At 64.9% G+C, this 18,006-nt stretch carries 17 protein-coding genes; 14 read left to right on the top strand and 3 right to left on the bottom strand.

Annotated elements, in window-relative coordinates; genetic code table 11:
• Positions 1-2 precede the first annotated feature (2 nt).
• The gene (gene motB, locus KSS94_RS24330; RefSeq protein ID WP_217840572.1) at positions 3-1,037 is read left to right on the top strand and encodes a flagellar motor protein MotB; all 1,035 of its coding nucleotides are present in this window, start codon (positions 3-5) and stop codon (positions 1,035-1,037) included.
• 114 nt (positions 1,038-1,151) lie between these two features.
• Here motB and KSS94_RS24325 read toward each other — a convergent pair whose 3' ends face one another.
• Positions 1,152-1,634, bottom strand: coding sequence for a TIR domain-containing protein (locus KSS94_RS24325; protein ID WP_217840571.1), 483 nt, complete (start codon positions 1,632-1,634; stop codon positions 1,152-1,154).
• Between the two features lie 203 nt (positions 1,635-1,837).
• A complete protein-coding gene (gene rsgA / locus KSS94_RS24320) occupies positions 1,838-2,869 on the bottom strand; it encodes a small ribosomal subunit biogenesis GTPase RsgA (protein WP_217840570.1) in 1,032 nt (343 codons plus the stop codon).
• 106 nt (positions 2,870-2,975) lie between these two features.
• Here rsgA and orn point away from each other — a divergent pair, with 106 nt between their 5' ends.
• Together orn and KSS94_RS24310 are read left to right on the top strand one after the other, a co-directional pair.
• On the top strand, positions 2,976-3,518 hold the full coding sequence (gene orn / locus KSS94_RS24315; RefSeq protein ID WP_217840569.1) for an oligoribonuclease: 543 nt from the start codon (positions 2,976-2,978) through the stop codon (positions 3,516-3,518).
• Positions 3,519-3,610: 92 nt separating this feature from the next.
• Complete coding sequence (locus tag KSS94_RS24310) at positions 3,611-4,222, top strand: trimeric intracellular cation channel family protein (protein WP_186520555.1); 612 nt, start codon at positions 3,611-3,613, stop codon at positions 4,220-4,222.
• Between the two features lie 112 nt (positions 4,223-4,334).
• On the opposite strand, the gene queG is transcribed toward KSS94_RS24310, so the two are convergent.
• Positions 4,335-5,399 carry a tRNA epoxyqueuosine(34) reductase QueG gene (gene queG, locus KSS94_RS24305; protein WP_217843660.1) on the bottom strand — a complete coding sequence of 355 codons (1,065 nt, stop codon included), beginning with the start codon at positions 5,397-5,399 and terminating at the stop codon, positions 4,335-4,337.
• A 65-nt stretch (positions 5,400-5,464) separates the two neighbouring features.
• Between queG and KSS94_RS24300 the strand changes: the two genes are divergently transcribed.
• The 11 genes from KSS94_RS24300 to KSS94_RS24250 all read left to right on the top strand — a co-directional run bounded on the left by KSS94_RS24300 (position 5,465) and on the right by KSS94_RS24250 (position 17,764).
• Entirely contained in the window at positions 5,465-6,319 is an 855-nt protein-coding gene (locus KSS94_RS24300) for an NAD(P)H-hydrate dehydratase (RefSeq protein ID WP_217840568.1), read from the top strand.
• Positions 6,316-6,765 carry a tRNA (adenosine(37)-N6)-threonylcarbamoyltransferase complex ATPase subunit type 1 TsaE gene (tsaE, locus tag KSS94_RS24295; protein WP_369992299.1) on the top strand — a complete coding sequence of 150 codons (450 nt, stop codon included), beginning with the start codon at positions 6,316-6,318 and terminating at the stop codon, positions 6,763-6,765. The genes KSS94_RS24300 and tsaE overlap by 4 nt, the downstream gene beginning before the upstream one ends.
• Before the next feature lie 27 nt (positions 6,766-6,792).
• The gene (locus KSS94_RS24290; protein WP_217840566.1) at positions 6,793-8,223 is read left to right on the top strand and encodes an N-acetylmuramoyl-L-alanine amidase; all 1,431 of its coding nucleotides are present in this window, start codon (positions 6,793-6,795) and stop codon (positions 8,221-8,223) included.
• Positions 8,220-10,121, top strand: coding sequence for a DNA mismatch repair endonuclease MutL (mutL, locus tag KSS94_RS24285; protein ID WP_217840565.1), 1,902 nt, complete (start codon positions 8,220-8,222; stop codon positions 10,119-10,121). The genes KSS94_RS24290 and mutL overlap by 4 nt, the downstream gene beginning before the upstream one ends.
• A 1-nt stretch (position 10,122) precedes the next feature.
• Positions 10,123-11,094, top strand: a complete 972-nt coding sequence (gene miaA / locus KSS94_RS24280) for a tRNA (adenosine(37)-N6)-dimethylallyltransferase MiaA (RefSeq protein ID WP_217840564.1) — start codon at positions 10,123-10,125, stop codon at positions 11,092-11,094.
• A 93-nt stretch (positions 11,095-11,187) separates the two neighbouring features.
• Positions 11,188-11,448 carry an RNA chaperone Hfq gene (hfq, locus tag KSS94_RS24275; RefSeq protein WP_023629894.1) on the top strand — a complete coding sequence of 87 codons (261 nt, stop codon included), beginning with the start codon at positions 11,188-11,190 and terminating at the stop codon, positions 11,446-11,448.
• Between the two features lie 18 nt (positions 11,449-11,466).
• The gene (gene hflX, locus KSS94_RS24270; RefSeq protein ID WP_217840563.1) at positions 11,467-12,768 is read left to right on the top strand and encodes a ribosome rescue GTPase HflX; all 1,302 of its coding nucleotides are present in this window, start codon (positions 11,467-11,469) and stop codon (positions 12,766-12,768) included.
• Positions 12,769-12,864: 96 nt separating this feature from the next.
• Positions 12,865-14,064, top strand: a complete 1,200-nt coding sequence (gene hflK / locus KSS94_RS24265; protein ID WP_217840562.1) for an FtsH protease activity modulator HflK — start codon at positions 12,865-12,867, stop codon at positions 14,062-14,064.
• Positions 14,064-14,933, top strand: coding sequence for a protease modulator HflC (gene hflC / locus KSS94_RS24260; RefSeq protein ID WP_217840561.1), 870 nt, complete (start codon positions 14,064-14,066; stop codon positions 14,931-14,933). Before hflK ends, hflC begins: the two co-directional genes overlap by 1 nt.
• Before the next feature lie 294 nt (positions 14,934-15,227).
• A complete protein-coding gene (locus KSS94_RS24255) occupies positions 15,228-16,415 on the top strand; it encodes an ATP phosphoribosyltransferase regulatory subunit (RefSeq protein WP_217840560.1) in 1,188 nt (395 codons plus the stop codon).
• A 56-nt stretch (positions 16,416-16,471) separates the two neighbouring features.
• The gene (locus tag KSS94_RS24250; RefSeq protein ID WP_028688256.1) at positions 16,472-17,764 is read left to right on the top strand and encodes an adenylosuccinate synthase; all 1,293 of its coding nucleotides are present in this window, start codon (positions 16,472-16,474) and stop codon (positions 17,762-17,764) included.
• The last annotated feature ends 242 nt before the right edge of the window (positions 17,765-18,006 follow it).

Raw genomic sequence — 18,006 nt, 5'->3', positions numbered from 1 at the left:
TCATGGAGAACAATCAGCCGATAATCATCAAGCGCGTCAAGCGCTTCGGTGGCGGGCACCATGGCGGTGCCTGGAAAATCGCCTTTGCCGACTTCGCCACGGCGATGATGGCGTTCTTCCTCGTGTTGTGGCTGCTGTCCACCGCCACGCCTGAGCAGAAGATCGCCATCGCCGGCTACTTCAAGGACCCGATCGGCTTCTCCGAGAGCGGCACGCCCTACATCATCGACCTGGGAGGCTCGCCGCAGCTGGCGCCGGAAAAGACCATCAACCCGGAAACCAAGTCCGAACCGACCCCTGACACCAGCATCCAGCTGGACAAGGACCAGGTCGAGACCATGGCCGAGCAGGTCGAGCGCGAGCGCCTCGAGTTGCTGCTGCAGGAACTGCAGAACAAGGTCGAGGAAAACCCTGAACTGCAGAAGTTCAAGGACCAGATCCTGTTCGAGATCACCCAGGACGGCCTGCGCATCCAGATCATGGACGCCGAGAACCGGCCGATGTTCGACCTGGGCAGCGCGCGCCTGCAGCCTTACTTCGAAGACATCCTGCTGGCCATGGCCGACACCATCAAGGCGGTGCCGAACAAGATCAGCGTCAGCGGCCACACCGATGCCAAGCCTTATTCGGGCACCGGCGAATTCGGTAACTGGGAGCTTTCGGCCAACCGTGCCAACGCCGCGCGCCGTGCGCTGGTTGCCGGTGGCTACCCGGACGGCCAGGTGGCGCGGGTGGTGGGCTATGCCTCGTCGTCGCTGTTCGACCGCAAGAACCCGCTCAACCCGGTCAACCGCCGTATCGACATCATCGTGCTGACCAAGAAGGCCCAGCGTGACATCGAGGGCGAGCAGGGTGCGCCTGACGCCCAGCCCGGGGTCACACCACCCGCTGGCGGTACGCCGGGCGCTGCCGCACCGGCAGTGCCACCAGCGGGCGCTGTGGCGCCACAAGACCCGATGCAACCGCGGGAGCTGCGCCAGAAACTGAACATCTTCGAGGATGGCGTGTTGAAAATGGACGAGCAGAAAAACCAGTGATCGAACAAGGGCCGCGCAAGCGTTAGGCCGGTTGGTTAGCAATTGGGGCTGCTTTGCAGCCCCAATTTCGTTAAACGACTGGCATTGCGCGCAAGCGGCCCTTTCTCTTTGTGCTCAGAACCCCCGGCGTATCTTGGCCTTCAGATCGGCGTGGAAGAAGTCGGCGTTGTCCCGGTCATGGGCGTGGCGCCCCTCACGGGCCGGTGCCATGGCCCGGTCGAAGGTGCTCTCTTCGTGGTAGGCACGCACGAACAGGTCGATGTGTTCGCGCTCGTGCAGCAGCGGCCAGCGCTCCAGGTAGCCCGGTAGCGACGCTGGGCCGCTGCGGTAGAGGCTGATGCGCCGGTTGCTGGCGGCGGCGGCGCCCAGTTGCCAGGCCACCCACCAGTTATCGGCGGCCTGCTGCGACAGCACGCAGACCAGGTGGGTGCTGTCGACCAGGTACTGGCGCAGGCTCACGCAGATGTCGTCGAAGGTTTGACAGGTGGCATCGTCGTAGCGCGCCAGTTGGGTGGGGATGCCTTCGAGCAGCAGGCGCTCGTTGAGGATGAACGCGTCAAGGCGCTGGTCGTGCTGGTAGCTGATAAACACGGGCATCAGGCTCGCCCTCCCGTTGCGTGGGGGAGGTGATGCGGGGCGGGTCTTGTCATTGTGTGTCCTTTCATGCCGCAGGCTGATGGGCCGCCAATGCAGGCGGCCCGTAGCCCGGACAATCCATGAAGGACGGGTCCTTCAACAACACCTGACGCGAAAATCAGAACAGTCCTACAAGCGAATGTAATTCGCCCTACGCGGCTGCCTCAGTAAGTGTCTTCCGGCAGGCTGGCGATGATCGAGCGATAGCTGTTCATTCGCTGCTGCGCTACACGCCCCTCGTCCAGTGCCTTGAGCAGTGCACAGCCCGGCTCGCGGTCGTGCTTGCAGTCACGGAAGCGGCAGTGGCCGATCAGCTCGCGGAACTCGATGAAACCGTCCTCGACGTCAGCGCGGCTGACATGGCCCAGGCCGAATTCGCGGATGCCCGGCGAGTCGATCAGGTCGCCGCCGTTGGGGAAGTGGTACAGGCGCGCGGTGGTGGTGGTGTGGGTGCCCTGGCCGGACCACTCAGACAAGTCGCCCACCCGGGTGCCGGCATCCGGCAACAGGCTGTTGACCAGCGACGACTTGCCCACACCCGACTGGCCGACGAACACGCTGATATGGCCGTCCAGCGTCTGCTGCAGGCGCTGCATGCCGTCGCCCTGGTGCGCGGACACCTCCAGCAGCGGGTAGCCCAGGGCGCGGTACACCTCGAGCATGGCGTGCAGGGTCGGGCCGTTTTCGTCGTTGATCAGGTCGGCCTTGTTCAGCAGCAGCAGCGGGCGGATGCCGGCGTGCTCGGCGGCCACCAGGTAGCGGTCGATGAGGTTGGGGTGCGGCTCGGGCGCCGGGGCGAAAACGATGACGATCAGGTCGACGTTGGCCGCCACCGGCTTGAGCTGGCCATGGTTGTTCGGCCGGCACAGCTCGGTGCTGCGCGGCATCTGTGCGACGATCACGCCGATGCCCTGATTGCCGGCGCGCCACACCACCCGGTCACCGGTCACCAGCGCTGGCAGGTTGGCCCGCAGATGGCAGCGGAATACCTGGCCTGCGGCCTCGCCGTCCTGTGCCTCGACCTCTACTTGCACGCCAAAGTGGGCGATCACCAGGCCCAGTTGTTCCGGCCCCAGGTCGCCGCCTTCCAGCTCCTGCAGCGCGTGCTGCTCGCGTTTGGCGGCGCGGGCGGCGCGTTCACCCTGGATCTTTTCGATGCGCCAGTTCTGGCGGCGGTTGAGCTGGCGTTTGGCCATGGAGGTTCCGTGCAGGAGGGGAATGAAAACGGGCGGCAGTTTAGCACGCTGCGCCCATCGGCCGCCGCGCTAGGCTAATATGACGGGCTATTCGAGGAGCACACCCATGCAGAACCCACAGAACCTGATCTGGATCGATCTGGAAATGACCGGCCTGGATCCGGACAGCGACGTCATCATCGAGATGGCCACCATCGTCACCGACAGCGAGCTGAACACCCTGGCCGAAGGCCCGGTGATCGCCATCCACCACAGCGACGAAGTGCTGGCGCGCATGGACGAGTGGAACACCCGCACCCACGGCGGCTCGGGCCTGACCCAGCGCGTGCGCGAAAGCAAGGTGAGCATGGCCGAGGCCGAGGCGCAGACCATCGCCTTCCTCGAGCAGTGGGTACCTAAGGGCAAGTCGCCGATCTGCGGCAACAGCATCTGCCAGGACCGCCGTTTCCTGTACCGCCACATGCGCGGGCTGGAGAACTACTTCCACTATCGCAACCTCGATGTGTCGACCTTGAAAGAGCTGGCTGCGCGCTGGGCGCCGGATGTGCGTGATAGCTTCAAGAAGGGCAGCACCCACCTGGCGCTGGACGATATTCGCGAGTCGATCGCCGAGCTGCGTCACTACCGTGAGCATTTCATCAAGTTCTGAGCCTGCCGTGCGCCGACGATCGTCGGCGCGCCCTCTTTTGGTGCCCCGCACGACTGGGTAGACTGCGCGCCTTTCCCGCACGGACCTGCACCATGTTGCTGATGCTCTACCTCATCGCCATCACCGCCGAAGCCATGACCGGGGCGCTGTCCGCCGGCCGCCGGGGCATGGACTGGTTCGGCGTGGTGCTGATCGCCTGCGTCACCGCGCTGGGTGGCGGCTCGGTGCGCGACGTGCTGCTGGGGCACTACCCGCTGACGTGGGTGAAACACCCCGAGTACCTGGTGCTGACCAGTCTGGCCGCCTTGCTGACCATCTTCATCGCCCCGCTGATGCGCCACCTGCGCTCGTTGTTCCTGGTGCTCGATGCCCTGGGGCTGGTGGCGTTCACCCTGATTGGCTGCATGACTGCACTGGAGATGGGGCAGGGCATGCTGGTGGCGTCGATCAGCGGGGTGATCACCGGGGTGTTCGGCGGCATCCTGCGGGATATCTTCTGCAACGACATCCCGCTGGTGTTCCGCCGCGAGCTGTATGCCAGCGTTTCGTTTGCCGCGGCGTGGTTCTATCTGGGCTGCGTGTACTTCAAGGTGCCGGCGGAGCAGGCGATGCTGCTGACCTTGTTCGGTGGTTTTCTGGTGCGCTTGCTGGCGATTCGTTTCCACTGGGAAATGCCCAAGTTCCACTACAACGACCAGCAATAATCTGCAGCGAGCCACCCTGTAGGTGGAGCGGGCTTGCCCGCGATCACCCGCTTGGCGGGTGCCAGGCGATGATGCGTTGCCTTGGCGGGCCTCATCGCCGGCAAGCCGGCTCCTACAGAGCGCCGTGCCGCTCCAGTGCCCACTCCACATGCTCGCGCACCAACTCCGACGGGTCGTCCCTGCGGGCCCTCAGCGCCTCCAGCACCGGTATGGTGGTGGGTGCGTTGCCCAGCCCCACCGCCAGGTTGCGCGAAAACCGCTCGTAACCGGCGCGCCGCAGCGGCGAGCCTTCGGTGCGGGCGAGGAAGCGCTTCTCATCCCACAGGAACAGTTCGGCCAGCTCGATGTTGTCCAGCCCGCGCCGGGGCATGAAGTCGTCTTCGTGGGTGGTCTTGGCGAAGCGGTTCCACGGGCATACCAGCTGGCAGTCGTCGCAGCCGAACACGCGGTTGCCGATCAGCGGGCGCAGCTCTACCGGGATGGCATGGCGCAGCTCGATGGTCAGGTACGAGATGCAGCGCCGTGCATCGAGCTGGTAGGGGCCGACGAAGGCCTGGGTCGGGCAGATGTCCAGGCAGGCCTGGCAGCGGCCACAGTGGTCGCTACCCTGGATGCCGTCGATGGGCAGCGGCAAGTCGACGAACAGCTCGGCGAGGAAGAAATAGCTGCCGGCCTTGCGGTTGAGCAGCAGGGTGTTTTTGCCGATCCAGCCAAGGCCCGCCTCTTGCGCCAGGGCTTTTTCCAGCACCGGGGCGCTGTCGACGAAGGCGCGGTAGCCGAACGGGCCGATGGCCTCCTGAATACGGTCGGCGAAGTGCTGCACGCGCTTGCGTACCAGCTTGTGATAGTCGCGGCCCAGGGCATAGCGGGCGATATAGGCCTTTTCCGGCTCGGCCAGGCGCTTGGCCATTTCGGTGTCGCCGGGCAGGTAGTCCATGCGCAGCGAAATCACCCGGATGGTGCCGGGGATCAACTGGTCGGGGTGCGAGCGCTTGCTGCCGTGCTCGCCCATGTATTCCATTTCGCCGTTGTAACCGGCGGCCAGCCAACGCTGCAGGTGCTGTTCGTGTTCGCCAAGGTCGACCCCAGCGATGCCGACGTGGGCAAAACCGAGTTCCTGGCCCCATTGCTTGATGGATTGGGCCAGTGCGGCGATATCTGGAGTGTTGGCGGGCATGGAAGGGGCAAGCATTACAGGACTAGGTGGGTATAATTCTGCCAGACATCGGAGCCTTTGACCCCATGCCTCAGACCAAACACCCTAACAGCAGCCCGCAGATACTCGACCGCCAGGCCCTGGCAGGGTTGGCGGCACGCCCGCTCGACGCGCACAAGGCCGACTTTGGCCATGTGCTGGTGGTCGGCGGCGACCTGGGTACCGGCGGTGCGGTGCTGCTCAGTGCCGAGGCGGCTTTGCGCTGCGGTGCCGGGCTGGTCAGCGTGGCCACGCGCCCTGAGCACGTGGCGGCGGGGTTGGCGCGAGTGCCCGAAACCATGTGGTTGGGGGTGCATTCGGCCAACCAGCTGATGGGTGTGCTGCCGCGCGCCTCGGTGCTGGTGGTCGGGCCGGGTTTGGGCCAGGCCGCATGGGGACGCAGCCTGCTGTCGGCGGTGACCCATGCGCGCCTGCCGCAGGTGTGGGACGCCGATGCACTGAACCTGCTGGCCGGGGCGCCGCTGGCCCTGCCCAGTGGCAGTGTGCTCACCCCGCACCCGGGTGAAGCGGCGCGGTTGCTGGGCATCTCCACCGAGGCGGTGCAGGCCGACCGCCCGGGGGCTGCGCGCAAGCTGGCGCGCCGCTATGCCAGCGTCTGCGTACTCAAGGGCGCCGGCACGCTGGTGGCCGAGCCCGGTGGGCGCCTGGCGCTGTGCGAGCGCGGCCACCCGGCCATGGCCGGTGCCGGCCTGGGCGATGTGCTCACCGGTGTGGTCGCGGCGCTGCTGGCCCAGGGCCTGGAGGCCTGGCCTGCGGCGTGCCTGGCGGTGTGGTTGCATGCCCGTGCCGGCGAGCGCCTGGGGCGGGGCGGAAGAGGGCTGGCGGCCAGTGATCTGGTGCCGGTCATAAGAGAGTTGTTGGAGGAGCATTGCCCGTGTTGAACCTGTTTTTGGCCGACGAACCGGCCACCGTCGCCTTTGGCGCCAAGCTCGCCGAGGTGACCGGCGGCCATGGCGTGATTTTTCTGGAGGGCGACCTGGGCGCCGGCAAAACTACCCTGTCCCGTGGGCTGATCCGCGGCCTGGGCCATGAAGGGGCGGTGAAGAGCCCGACCTTCACGCTGGTCGAACCCTACGAGATCGGCGCCATTCGCGCCTATCACTTCGACCTGTACCGCCTGGCCGACCCGGAAGAACTCGAGTTCATGGGCATCCGCGATTATTTCGAGGATGACGCCCTGTGCCTGTTCGAGTGGCCCCAGAAAGGTGCGGGCGTTTTGCCAAAGCCCGACCTGACCATTACCATAAGCCCGCAAGCGGGCGGGCGTTCGCTGTGCCTTGCGCCACAGAGCGCGCGCGGCGAGGCCTGGTGCAAAAAACTGGGTTAAGAATTCATACAGTAAGTGGGGAAAGGTATGCGCATACGCGCACTGGTCGCTGTGGTTGGGCTGCTGCTGACAGCGGTGACCGTTGACGCTCTGGCCGTCACTCAAGTCAAGAGCGTGCGCCTGTGGCGCGCGCCGGACAACACGCGGCTGGTATTCGACCTGTCCGGGCCGGTGCAGCACAGCGTCTTCACCCTGACCGCACCAGATCGGCTGGTCATCGACATCAACGGCGCAACCCTTGGCGGGCCGTTGAACGTGGCCACTTCGAACACGCCGATCACCAGCGTGCGTTCGGCCCAGCGCACCCCCACCGACCTGCGTGTGGTGGTCGACCTTAAAAAGTCGGTAACCCCCAAAAGCTTCACCCTGGCGCCCAACGCCCAGTACGGCAACCGCCTGGTGGTCGACCTGTACGACCAGGAAGCCGACGCCATCGCCGCCAGCAACCCGACCCCGCCACCGGCACCGCAAGCGCCGGCCACCACCCCGGCAGTGCCGGTCAGCCCGGCGCAACCGGCGATCAAGCTGCCGCCAGCCCCGTCCGGCAAGCGTGACATCGTGGTGGCCATCGACGCCGGCCACGGCGGTGAAGACCCGGGCGCCTCCGGTTCGCGCGGCCAGCACGAGAAAGACATCGTGCTGCAGATCGCCAAGGAGCTGCAGCGCCAGATCAACAGCGAGAAGGGTTACCGCGCCGAGCTGACCCGTACCGGCGACTATTTCATCCCGCTGCGCAAGCGCACCGAGATCGCCCGCAAGAAGGGCGCCGACCTGTTCGTTTCGATCCACGCCGACGCCGCGCCGTCCAAGGCCGCCTTCGGCGCCTCGGTGTTTGCACTGTCTGACCGTGGCGCCACCTCCGAGACCGCGCGCTGGCTGGCCGATACGGAAAACCGCTCCGACCTGATCGGTGGTGCCGGCAACGTCAGCCTCGACGACAAGGACCGCATGCTGGCCGGTGTGCTGCTCGACCTGTCGATGACCGCCACCTTGAGTTCCAGCCTTAACGTGGGGCAAAAGGTGCTGGGCAACATGGGCCGGGTTACGCCGCTGCACAAGCAGCGTGTCGAGCAGGCCGGGTTCATGGTGCTCAAGTCCCCGGATATCCCGTCGATCCTGGTGGAAACCGGGTTCATCTCCAACGCCAACGAGGCCGCCAAACTGGCCACCGCCAGCCACCAGCAGGCCCTGGCGCGCTCCATCCACACCGGCGTGCGGCAGTTCTTCCAGCAAAACCCGCCGCCTGGCACCTACATCGCCTGGCTGCGCGACAGCGGCAAGATCGCCCAGGGCCCGCGTGACCACACCGTGCGCTCGGGCGAAACCCTGGCGATGATCGCCGTACGCTACCAGGTCAGTGTTGCCAGCCTGCGCAGCACCAACAGCCTGAAAACCGACGAGTTGAAGATCGGCCAGCACCTGAATATCCCAGCCACCACCCTGGCGTCCCAGCAATGAGTGGTGGTTCGCGCATCCAGCTGCTCAGCCCGCGGCTGGCCAACCAGATCGCCGCCGGCGAGGTGGTCGAGCGCCCGGCCTCGGTGGCCAAGGAGCTGCTGGAAAACAGCCTGGACTCCGGCGCCCGGCGCATCGAGGTCGAGGTGGAGCAGGGCGGCGTCAAGCTGCTGCGCGTGCGCGACAACGGCAGCGGCATCGCCCCGGACGACCTGCCGCTGGCCCTGGCCCGCCATGCCACCAGCAAGATTCGCGAGCTGGAAGACCTCGAAGGCGTGCTGAGCCTTGGGTTTCGTGGTGAGGCCCTGGCGTCGATCAGTTCGGTGGCGCGGCTCACCCTGACCTCACGCACCCAGGATGCCAGCGAAGCCTGGCAGGTGGAGACCGAAGGCCGCGACATGCTCCCGCGGGTGCAGCCCGCTGCGCACCCGGTCGGCACCTCGGTGGAGGTGCGCGACCTGTTCTTCAATACCCCGGCCCGGCGCAAGTTCCTCAAGGCCGAGAAGACCGAATTCGACCACCTGCAAGAGGTCATCCGGCGCCTGGCGCTGGCGCGTTTCGACGTGGGCTTTCACCTGCGCCACAACGGCAAGACCATCTTCAGCCTGCACGAGGCCGCCGACGATATGGCCCGTGCGCGGCGGGTCGGCACCATTTGCGGGCCAGGCTTTCTCGAGCAGGCGCTGCCCATCGATGTGGAGCGCAACGGCCTGCGCCTGTGGGGTTGGGTCGGCCTGCCGACCTTCTCGCGCAGCCAGGCCGATTTGCAGTACTTCTTCGTCAATGGCCGCGCCGTGCGCGACAAACTGGTGGCCCACGCGGTGCGCCAGGCCTATCGCGACGTGCTGTTCAACGGCCGTCACCCGACCTTCGTGCTGTTTCTGGAGTGCGACCCGACCGGGGTGGACGTCAACGTGCACCCGACCAAGCACGAAGTGCGTTTCCGTGAGGGGCGCACAGTCCACGACTTCCTGTATGGCACGTTGCACCGGGCATTGGCCGATGTGCGCCCGGAAGACCAGTTGGCCGCGCCGGCGGCGACTACCGAGATGCTCCGCCCAACCGGCCAGCTGGCCGGTGAGTTCGGCCCGCAAGGCGAGATGCGCCTGGCCTCGCCCGTGCTCGAGCAACCCCTGGGCGAGCAGCGCCCGGCGTTCAGCAACAACGGCGCCGGTGCCGGTTATCAGTACCAGTACACCCCGCGCCCGGCGCAGCCGGTGAATGCCGGTGAAGCACAAGCGGTGTACCGCGAGTTCTACGCCCCGCTGGACAACGCCCAGGCCGCAGCGGGCGCGCTGCCGGAAAGCCAGGGCGACATCCCGCCGCTGGGCTACGCCCTGGCGCAGCTCAAGGGCATCTATATCCTTGCCGAGAACGCCATTGGCCTGGTGCTGGTGGACATGCACGCCGCCCACGAACGGATCATGTACGAGCGCCTGAAAGTGGCCATGGCCAGCGAAGGCCTGAGCGGCCAGCCGCTGCTGGTACCCGAGTCGCTGGCCCTGAGCCAGCGCGAGGCCGACTGCGCCGAGGAGCACGCCCAGTGGTTCCAGCGCCTGGGCTTCGAGTTGCAGCGCCTGGGCCCCGAAACCCTGGCGATCCGGCAGATCCCGGCGCTGCTCAAGCAGGCCGAGGCCAACCGCCTGGTCATGGACGTGCTGGCCGACTTGATGGAATACGGCACCAGCGACCGTATCCAGGCGCACCTGAACGAGCTGCTGGGCACCATGGCCTGCCACGGTGCGGTGCGCGCCAACCGGCGCCTGGCCATGCCCGAGATGAACGCGCTGTTGCGCGACATGGAAAACACCGAGCGCAGCGGCCAGTGCAACCACGGCCGCCCGACCTGGACCCAGATGGGCCTGGACGACCTCGACAAGCTGTTCCTGCGGGGGCGATGAAATGAGCGGCAAACCCCCGGCGATATTCCTCATGGGCCCGACCGCAGCCGGCAAGACCGACCTTGCCATCGAACTGACCAAGGTCTTGCCCTGCGAGCTGATCAGCGTCGATTCGGCGCTGGTCTACCGCGGCATGGACATCGGCACTGCCAAGCCGTCGCAAGAGATTCTCGCGCAGTACCCGCACCGCCTGGTCGATATTCTCGACCCGGCCGAAAGCTATTCGGCCAAGCAGTTCTGCACCGATGCCCTGGCGGCCATGGCCGAGATCACCGCGCGCGGCAAGGTCCCGCTGCTGGTAGGCGGCACCATGCTGTACTACAAGGCGTTGATCGATGGCCTGGCCGACATGCCGCCGGCCGACGCCGAGGTGCGCGCGGCGCTCGAGGCCGAGGCCAGCGCCCTGGGCCTGGCCGAGCTGCACCGGCAACTGTCCGAGGTGGACCCGGAGTCGGCGGCGCGCATTCATCCGAATGACCCGCAGCGGTTGATTCGCGCGCTCGAGGTGTTCCGCGTCAGCGGCCAGAGCATGACCGCCCACCGCCAGCGTCAATTGGCGCAAAGTAGCGGCGCAGACGCAGGCGCGGGCGGGCATTTGCCCTATACTGTCGCCAGCCTGGCCATCGCGCCTACGGATCGTCACATTTTGCATCAGCGAATTGCGCTACGATTTTCGCAGATGCTGGAACAGGGCTTCGTCGACGAGGTCCGATCGCTGCGAGCCAGAAGTGACTTGCACGTGGGGCTGCCGTCTATACGGGCAGTGGGGTATCGGCAGGTCTGGGACTATCTCGACGGCGCATTAAATGAGAATGAGATGCAAGAACGAGGTATCATTGCCACGCGTCAACTTGCCAAGCGCCAGTTCACCTGGTTGCGCAGTTGGTCCGACGTGCACTGGCTCGACAGCCTGGCCTGCGACAATCTGTCCCGCACCTTGAAATACCTTGGGGCCGTCTCCATATTGAGCTGAGTCCCTGCTTATTGCCGTCTATTCTTGCGAAGGGCGGCATGAATTACCGAATTTATTGTTTTTTTACTATTGATCCTTACAGGAGTGCGGCATATGTCAAAAGGGCATTCGCTACAAGACCCTTACTTGAACACCTTGAGAAAAGAAAAAGTCCCGGTTTCGATCTATCTGGTCAACGGGATCAAGCTGCAGGGCCAGATCGAATCGTTCGACCAGTTCGTCGTACTGCTGAAGAACACCGTCAGCCAGATGGTCTACAAGCACGCGATCTCGACCGTCGTACCTGCCCGCCCAGTTCGTCTGCCAAGCCCGACCGACGGTGAGCACGGCGACAGCGAGCCAGGCAACGCTTGATTAAAGTAGGAGCCTGCATTGTTCTTTGAGCGCCACGGTGGTGGTGAGCGAGCGCTGCTCGTTCACTTGGAAGGTCAGAACCCTGAGGCGCGCGAAGACCCGCAGGAGTTTCAGGAGCTGGCGCTGTCGGCCGGAGCCGATATCGTTTCGCTGGTAACAGTGGCGCGGCATCAGCCCACCGCCAAGTTTCTGATCGGCAGCGGCAAGGTCGAGGAATTACGCGACCTGGTCAAATCCGCCGAAGCCGACCTTGTGATTTTCAATCACACCCTCACGCCCAGCCAGGAACGTAACCTCGAGCGCGTCTTCGAGTGTCGCGTGCTGGACCGTACCGGGCTGATCCTCGATATCTTCGCCCAGCGGGCGCGTACTCACGAAGGCAAGCTGCAGGTCGAACTGGCCCAGCTCGAGCACATGAGCACGCGGCTGGTACGCGGCTGGACCCACCTTGAGCGGCAAAAGGGCGGTATCGGCCTGCGCGGCCCGGGTGAAACCCAGCTGGAAACCGACCGCCGTCTGCTGCGGGTGCGCCTGCGCCAGATCAAGGGGCGCCTGGAGAAGGTGCGCAGCCAGCGCGAGCAGGCCCGCCGCGGGCGCAAGCGCGCGGACATCCCGTCGGTGTCGCTGGTGGGGTACACCAACGCCGGCAAGTCGACCCTGTTCAACGCCCTCACGCAATCGGACGTATACGCCGCTGACCAGCTGTTCGCCACCCTTGACCCCACGTTGCGCCGGCTGGAGCTTGCCGACCTGGGGCCGATCGTGCTGGCCGACACGGTGGGATTCATTCGCCACCTGCCGCACAAGCTGGTCGAGGCATTTCGGGCTACGCTCGAGGAATCGAGCAACTCCGACCTGCTGCTGCACGTGATCGACGCCCATGAGCCTGAGCGCATGGAACAGATCGAGCAGGTGCTGGCGGTGCTGGGCGAGATCGGTGCCGAAGGCTTGCCGATCCTCGAGGTCTATAACAAACTCGACCTGCTCGAAGGCGTCGAGCCGCAGATTCAGCGCGATGCCGACGGCAAGCCGCAGCGGGTCTGGGTTTCGGCCCGTGACGGGCGAGGCCTGGAGCTGGTTGGCCAGGCGGTTGCCGAGTTGCTGGGGGATGATCTGTTTGTCGGTACCCTGTGTCTGGAGCAGCGTTTTGCCCGCTTGCGCGCGCAATTCTTTGCCCTGGGTGCCGTGCAGAGTGAAGAGCATGATGAAGAAGGGCGCAGCCTGTTGAGTGTGCGACTGCCCAGGACCGAGTTGAATCGCCTGGTCAGTCGTGAAGGCATGGAGCCGCAAGTGTTTGTCGAGCAACACACTTTGCAATAAATGCTCGTCGAGGTCGCCGGGCAGCCGTGACAGGCATTCTGTAGCATTGGACGGCGCGCCGTGGGCGCGTCTTTGCTTTATCAGATGGAGAGCGCTATGGCTTGGAATGAGCCGGGTGGCAACTCGAACAATCAGGACCCCTGGGGCGGTCGTCGCGGTGGCGGCGGCAGTGGCGGCGGTGGCGGTGGCGACAAAAAAGGCCCACCGGATCTGGACGAGGCCTTCCGCAAGCTGCAGGACAGCCTGAACGGCATGTTTGGCAGTGGCAAGAAACGTGGCGGCGGCGGTGACCGCAATATCGGCAAGGGCGGCGGCTATGGCCTGCTGGGCATCGGCCTGGCGGTGCTGGCGGCTATCTGGCTGTACAGCGCCGTGTACGTGGTGGACGAGCAGGAGCAGGCCGTGGTGCTGCGCTTCGGCAAGTACTACGAAACCGTAGGTCCCGGCCTGAATATCTATTTCCCGCCGATCGACCGCAAGTACATGGAGAACGTGACCCGCGAGCGGGCCTACACCAAGCAGGGGCAGATGCTCACCGAAGACGAGAATATCGTCGAGGTGCCGCTGACCGTGCAGTACCGCATCAGCAACCTGCAGGACTTCGTGCTTAACGTCGACCAGCCGGAAGTCAGCCTGCAGCATGCCACCGACAGCGCCCTGCGCCACGTGGTGGGCTCTACTTCCATGGACCAGGTGCTGACCGAAGGCCGTGAGCAGATGGCCGTGGATATCCGCGAACGCCTGCAGCGCTTCCTCGACACCTACCGCACCGGTATCACCGTCACCCAGGTGAACGTGCAGAGCGCGGCAGCCCCGCGTGAAGTGCAGGAAGCCTTCGACGACGTGATCCGTGCCCGTGAAGACGAGCAGCGCGCCCGCAACCAGGCCGAGTCCTACGCCAATGGCGTGGTGCCGGAGGCCCGTGGCCAGGCGCAGCGCATCATCGAGGACGCCAACGGCTACCGCGACGAAGTCATCGCCCGCGCCAAGGGTGAGGCCGACCGCTTCACCAAGCTGTACGGCGAGTACCGCAAGGCGCCGGACGTGACCCGTCAGCGCCTGTACCTCGAGACCATGCAGGAGGTTTACAGCAACTCCAGCAAAGTCATGGTGGCCACCAAGGACGGGCAGAACAACCTGCTCTACCTGCCGCTGGACAAGATGGTCGAAAGCAGCCGCAACAACCCTGCAGCCCCGGCCAGCAGCGTATCGCCGTCGGTCAATGACGCCGCCGCGCGTGCCGCCCAGGACCTGCAACAGCAACAACCGCCGCTGCGTTCCAGGGAGAGCCGCTGATGAGCAATAAATCGCTGTTCGCCCTGATCGGCGCCGTGGTGCTGGCGATCGTCGCCTGGAACTGCTTCTACATCGTTTCGCAGACCGAGCGCGCGGTATTGCTGCAGTTCGGTCGCGTGGTCAAGGCCGATGTCCAGCCTGGCCTGCATGTGAAGGTTCCTTATGTGAACCAGGTGCGCAAGTTCGACGCCCGCCTGATGACCCTCGACGCCCCGACCCAGCGCTTCCTCACGCTGGAGAAAAAGGCTGTGATGGTCGACGCCTACGCCAAGTGGCGGGTCAAGGACGCCGAGCGTTTCTACACCGCCACCTCCGGCATGAAGCAGATCGCCGACGAGCGTCTGTCGCGCCGCCTCGAAAGCGGCCTGCGTGACCAGTTCGGTAAACGCACCCTGCACGAAGTGGTATCGGGTGAGCGCGACGCGCTGATGGCCGACATCACCGCCTCGCTCAACCGCATGGCGAGCAAGGAGCTGGGTATCGAGGTTGTCGACGTTCGCGTCAAGGCCATCGACCTGCCGAAGGAAGTTAACCGCAGCGTGTTCGACCGCATGAGCACCGAGCGTGAGCGTGAAGCCCGCGAGCACCGCGCCAAGGGTAACGAGCTGGCCGAAGGTATTCGTGCCGACGCCGACCGTCAGCGCCGTGTACTGCTGGCCGAGGCTTATCGTGAAGCGGAAGAGACCCGCGGTGATGGCGATGCCCAGGCGGCTGCCATCTACGCCAAGGCCTACACCCAGGACGCCGACTTCTATGCGTTCTACCGTAGCCTGCAGGCGTACCGCGAAAGCTTCTCCAGCAAGAGCGATGTACTGGTCCTGGACCCGAAGAACGAGTTCTTCCGTTACCTGGACAAGAGCAAGCCCTGATGCTGCTCTCATGAAGGGCGCACCCCGCCCGGCAGCTTAAATGCCAGGTGGGGTGCATCCTGAATGAAAAGGGGTGTATGATGAGGCAGCCGGGAAATTTCCCGGCTTTTTTGCGTCTGCAAGGTTGATTGGCAATCGGCCAGTTGACGGTTTGGTCAGTTCGCTAGGCAATTCGAGGGTATTGGCTACGGTGGTTGCGCTGGGATCAGTGCTGCCCGCTGTTGTGCGCCGATGCCTGCTTTACTCACGGCTGGCCTCAAGGCAAGCCGCCCAGACCAGAGGGGAAATGGCGTAATGGCAACGGTAGACCGCTGGCTACTGCCAGATGGCATCGAGGAAGTTTTGCCGCCTGAGGCAGCGCGCATCGAGATCGCGCGCCGCCAGGTGTTGGACCTGTTCCAGAGTTGGGGTTACGAACTGGTCGTTACCCCGCATATCGAGTACCTGGAGTCGCTGCTTACCGGCGCCGGCCAGGACCTGGACCAGCGCACCTTCAAGGTGGTCGACCCGCAGTCTGGCCGTTTGATGGGCTTTCGTGCCGACTTCACCCCGCAGGTAGCGCGCATCGACGCCCACACCCTGCGCCGTGAAGGCCCAAGCCGCTTGTGCTATGCCGGCAGCGTGCTGCATGCCCAGCCGCGCGCCCTGTCCACCTCGCGCAGCCCGATCCAGCTGGGCGCCGAGCTGTACGGCGACGCCAGCCCCACCAGCGATGTCGAAGTCATCAGCCTGATGCTGGCCACGCTGCAACTGACGGATGTTGCGGATGTGCACATGGACCTCGGTCATGTCGGCATCTACCGCGGCCTGGCCCGTGCCGCCGGCCTGTCTGGTGCGGTCGAGCAGCAGCTGTTCGACGCCTTGCAGCGCAAGGCCGTCGATGAAGTGCAGGCGCTGACCGCCGACCTGCCGAAGGACCTCGGCAACATGCTGCGCGCCCTGTGCGAACTGTGCGGCGGCCGCGAAGTGCTGGCCGAAGCCCGCGTGCGCTTGGGCCGTGCCCCAGCCAGCGTGCTGGCGGCGCTGGACGACCTGCTGGCGATCGCCGACCGCCTGGCTGCGCGTTACCCGGACCTGCCGCTGTACTTCGACCTGGGCGAGCTGCGCGGCTACCACTATCACACCGGCGTGGTGTTCGCCGTGTTCGTCCCGGGGGTCGGTTCGTCGATCGCCCAGGGCGGGCGCTACGACGACATCGGCGCCGACTTTGGCCGGGCGCGCCCGGCCACTGGTTTTTCCACGGATTTGAAGACCCTGGTCACACTGGGGCGAGCGGAGGTCGTATTGCCTGCCGGCGGCATCTGGATGCCCGACAGCAGCGATGCGGCCCTCTGGCAGCAAGTCTGCCAGTTGCGCAACGAAGGCCAGCGTGTGGTCCAGGCCCTGCCTGGCCAGCCGTTGAGTGCTGCCTTCGAGGCGGATTGTGATCGTCAATTGATTCAGCAAGACGGGCGCTGGCAGGTTCTGCCGCTGGCCCAGTGAGTTTCTGCGTCGGCAACAGGCCGGCAACCAAGTTTGCGTGAATGAGGACCAATGTAATGGGTAAGAATGTCGTCGTCCTGGGCACCCAGTGGGGTGATGAGGGCAAAGGCAAGATCGTCGATCTGCTGACCGAACATGCTGCCGCCGTCGTGCGCTACCAAGGTGGCCACAACGCGGGCCACACCCTGGTGATCAACGGTGAGAAGACCGTTCTGCACCTGATTCCATCCGGCATCCTGCGTGAAGGCGTGCAGTGCCTGATTGGCAACGGCGTGGTCGTTGCCCCGGATGCGCTGATGCGCGAAATCACCAAGCTGGAAGAGAAAGGCGTACCGGTGCGCGAGCGCCTGCGCATCAGCCCGGCTGCGCCGCTGATCCTGTCCTACCACGTGGCCCTCGACCAGGCCCGTGAAAAAGCCCGTGGCGAAGCCAAGATCGGCACCACTGGCCGCGGCATCGGCCCGGCATACGAAGACAAGGTCGCGCGCCGCGGCCTGCGCGTAGGCGACCTGTTCCACCGCGAACGTTTCGCCGCCAAGCTCGGTGAGCTGCTGGACTACCACAACTTCCAGCTGGTCAATTACTACAAAGAACCGGCCATCGACTTCCAGCAGACCCTGGACGAGTGCATGGCCTACGCCGAGCAGCTCAAGCCGATGATGCTCGACGTCACCGCCGAACTGCACAACCTGCGCCGCGCCGGCAAGGACATCATGTTCGAAGGCGCCCAGGGCTCTCTGCTGGACATCGACCACGGCACCTACCCGTACGTCACCAGCTCCAACACCACCGCCGGCGGCATCTCCACCGGTTCCGGCGTTGGCCCGATGTACCTGGACTACATCCTGGGTATCACCAAGGCCTACACCACCCGTGTTGGTTCCGGCCCGTTCCCGACCGAACTGTTCGACGAAACCGGTGCAACCCTGGCCAAGCGTGGCCACGAGTTCGGTTCGACCACCGGCCGTGCCCGCCGTTGCGGCTGGTTCGATGCCGTCATCCTGCGTCGCGCCATCGACGTCAACAGCATCTCGGGCATCTGCCTGACCAAGCTGGACGTGCTGGACGGCCTGGAAACCATCAACATCTGCGTGGGCTACAAGAACGAGAACGGCGCTGTCATCGACGCGCCTTCCGATGCCGACAGCTACATCGGGCTGGAGCCGGTGTATGAAGAGATGCCAGGCTGGAGCGAGTCGACCCTGGGCGTGAAAACCCTGGAAGAGCTGCCACAGGCCGCGCGCAACTACATCAAGCGCATCGAAGAGCTGGTAGGTGCGCCGATCGATATCATTTCGACCGGCCCGGACCGCAACGAAACCATCGTGCTGCGTCACCCGTTCGCCTGATCGGCGTTTCGTGCTGACCTGACGCCGTGGCCCTGAAAGGGGCCACGGCGTTTTTGCATCCGCACCTATTCCCTGTAGGAGCCGGCTTGCCGGCGATAGCGCCCAGCCAGGCAACCCGTTGCTAGCTATTGGCACATATGCCTGCTGTTTAAGGCACAACCCTTGCTGTAAGAAGTTTCTGTAGATGCCATCAAAGTAATGGCGCCAGAAACACGAGGGTTACAACGTGTCAGCCATCCTTT

This window comes from Pseudomonas fakonensis (assembly GCF_019139895.1).
Classification (GTDB): domain Bacteria; phylum Pseudomonadota; class Gammaproteobacteria; order Pseudomonadales; family Pseudomonadaceae; genus Aquipseudomonas; species Aquipseudomonas fakonensis.
The sequence above is the reverse complement of the archived record's forward strand: the minus strand, read 5'-3'. Positions and strand labels throughout refer to the sequence as shown.

Bases quoted from the DNA above. Each gene is read 5' to 3' on its own strand.
- rsgA (WP_217840570.1), bottom strand. From the start codon at position 2,869: ATGGCCAAACGCCAGCTCAACCGCCGCCAGAACTGGCGCATCGAAAAG.
- KSS94_RS24310 (WP_186520555.1), top strand. From the start codon at position 3,611: ATGTTGCTGATGCTCTACCTCATCGCCATCACCGCCGAAGCCATGACC.
- KSS94_RS24255 (WP_217840560.1), top strand. From the start codon at position 15,228: ATGGCAACGGTAGACCGCTGGCTACTGCCAGATGGCATCGAGGAAGTT.
- queG (WP_217843660.1), bottom strand. From the start codon at position 5,399: ATGCCCGCCAACACTCCAGATATCGCCGCACTGGCCCAATCCATCAAG.
- hflK (WP_217840562.1), top strand. From the start codon at position 12,865: ATGGCTTGGAATGAGCCGGGTGGCAACTCGAACAATCAGGACCCCTGG.
- mutL (WP_217840565.1), top strand. From the start codon at position 8,220: ATGAGTGGTGGTTCGCGCATCCAGCTGCTCAGCCCGCGGCTGGCCAAC.
- hflC (WP_217840561.1), top strand. From the start codon at position 14,064: ATGAGCAATAAATCGCTGTTCGCCCTGATCGGCGCCGTGGTGCTGGCG.
- miaA (WP_217840564.1), top strand. From the start codon at position 10,123: ATGAGCGGCAAACCCCCGGCGATATTCCTCATGGGCCCGACCGCAGCC.
- motB (WP_217840572.1), top strand. From the start codon at position 3: ATGGAGAACAATCAGCCGATAATCATCAAGCGCGTCAAGCGCTTCGGT.
- KSS94_RS24325 (WP_217840571.1), bottom strand. From the start codon at position 1,634: ATGCCCGTGTTTATCAGCTACCAGCACGACCAGCGCCTTGACGCGTTC.
- orn (WP_217840569.1), top strand. From the start codon at position 2,976: ATGCAGAACCCACAGAACCTGATCTGGATCGATCTGGAAATGACCGGC.
- hfq (WP_023629894.1), top strand. From the start codon at position 11,188: ATGTCAAAAGGGCATTCGCTACAAGACCCTTACTTGAACACCTTGAGA.
- KSS94_RS24300 (WP_217840568.1), top strand. From the start codon at position 5,465: ATGCCTCAGACCAAACACCCTAACAGCAGCCCGCAGATACTCGACCGC.
- KSS94_RS24290 (WP_217840566.1), top strand. From the start codon at position 6,793: ATGCGCATACGCGCACTGGTCGCTGTGGTTGGGCTGCTGCTGACAGCG.
- KSS94_RS24250 (WP_028688256.1), top strand. From the start codon at position 16,472: ATGGGTAAGAATGTCGTCGTCCTGGGCACCCAGTGGGGTGATGAGGGC.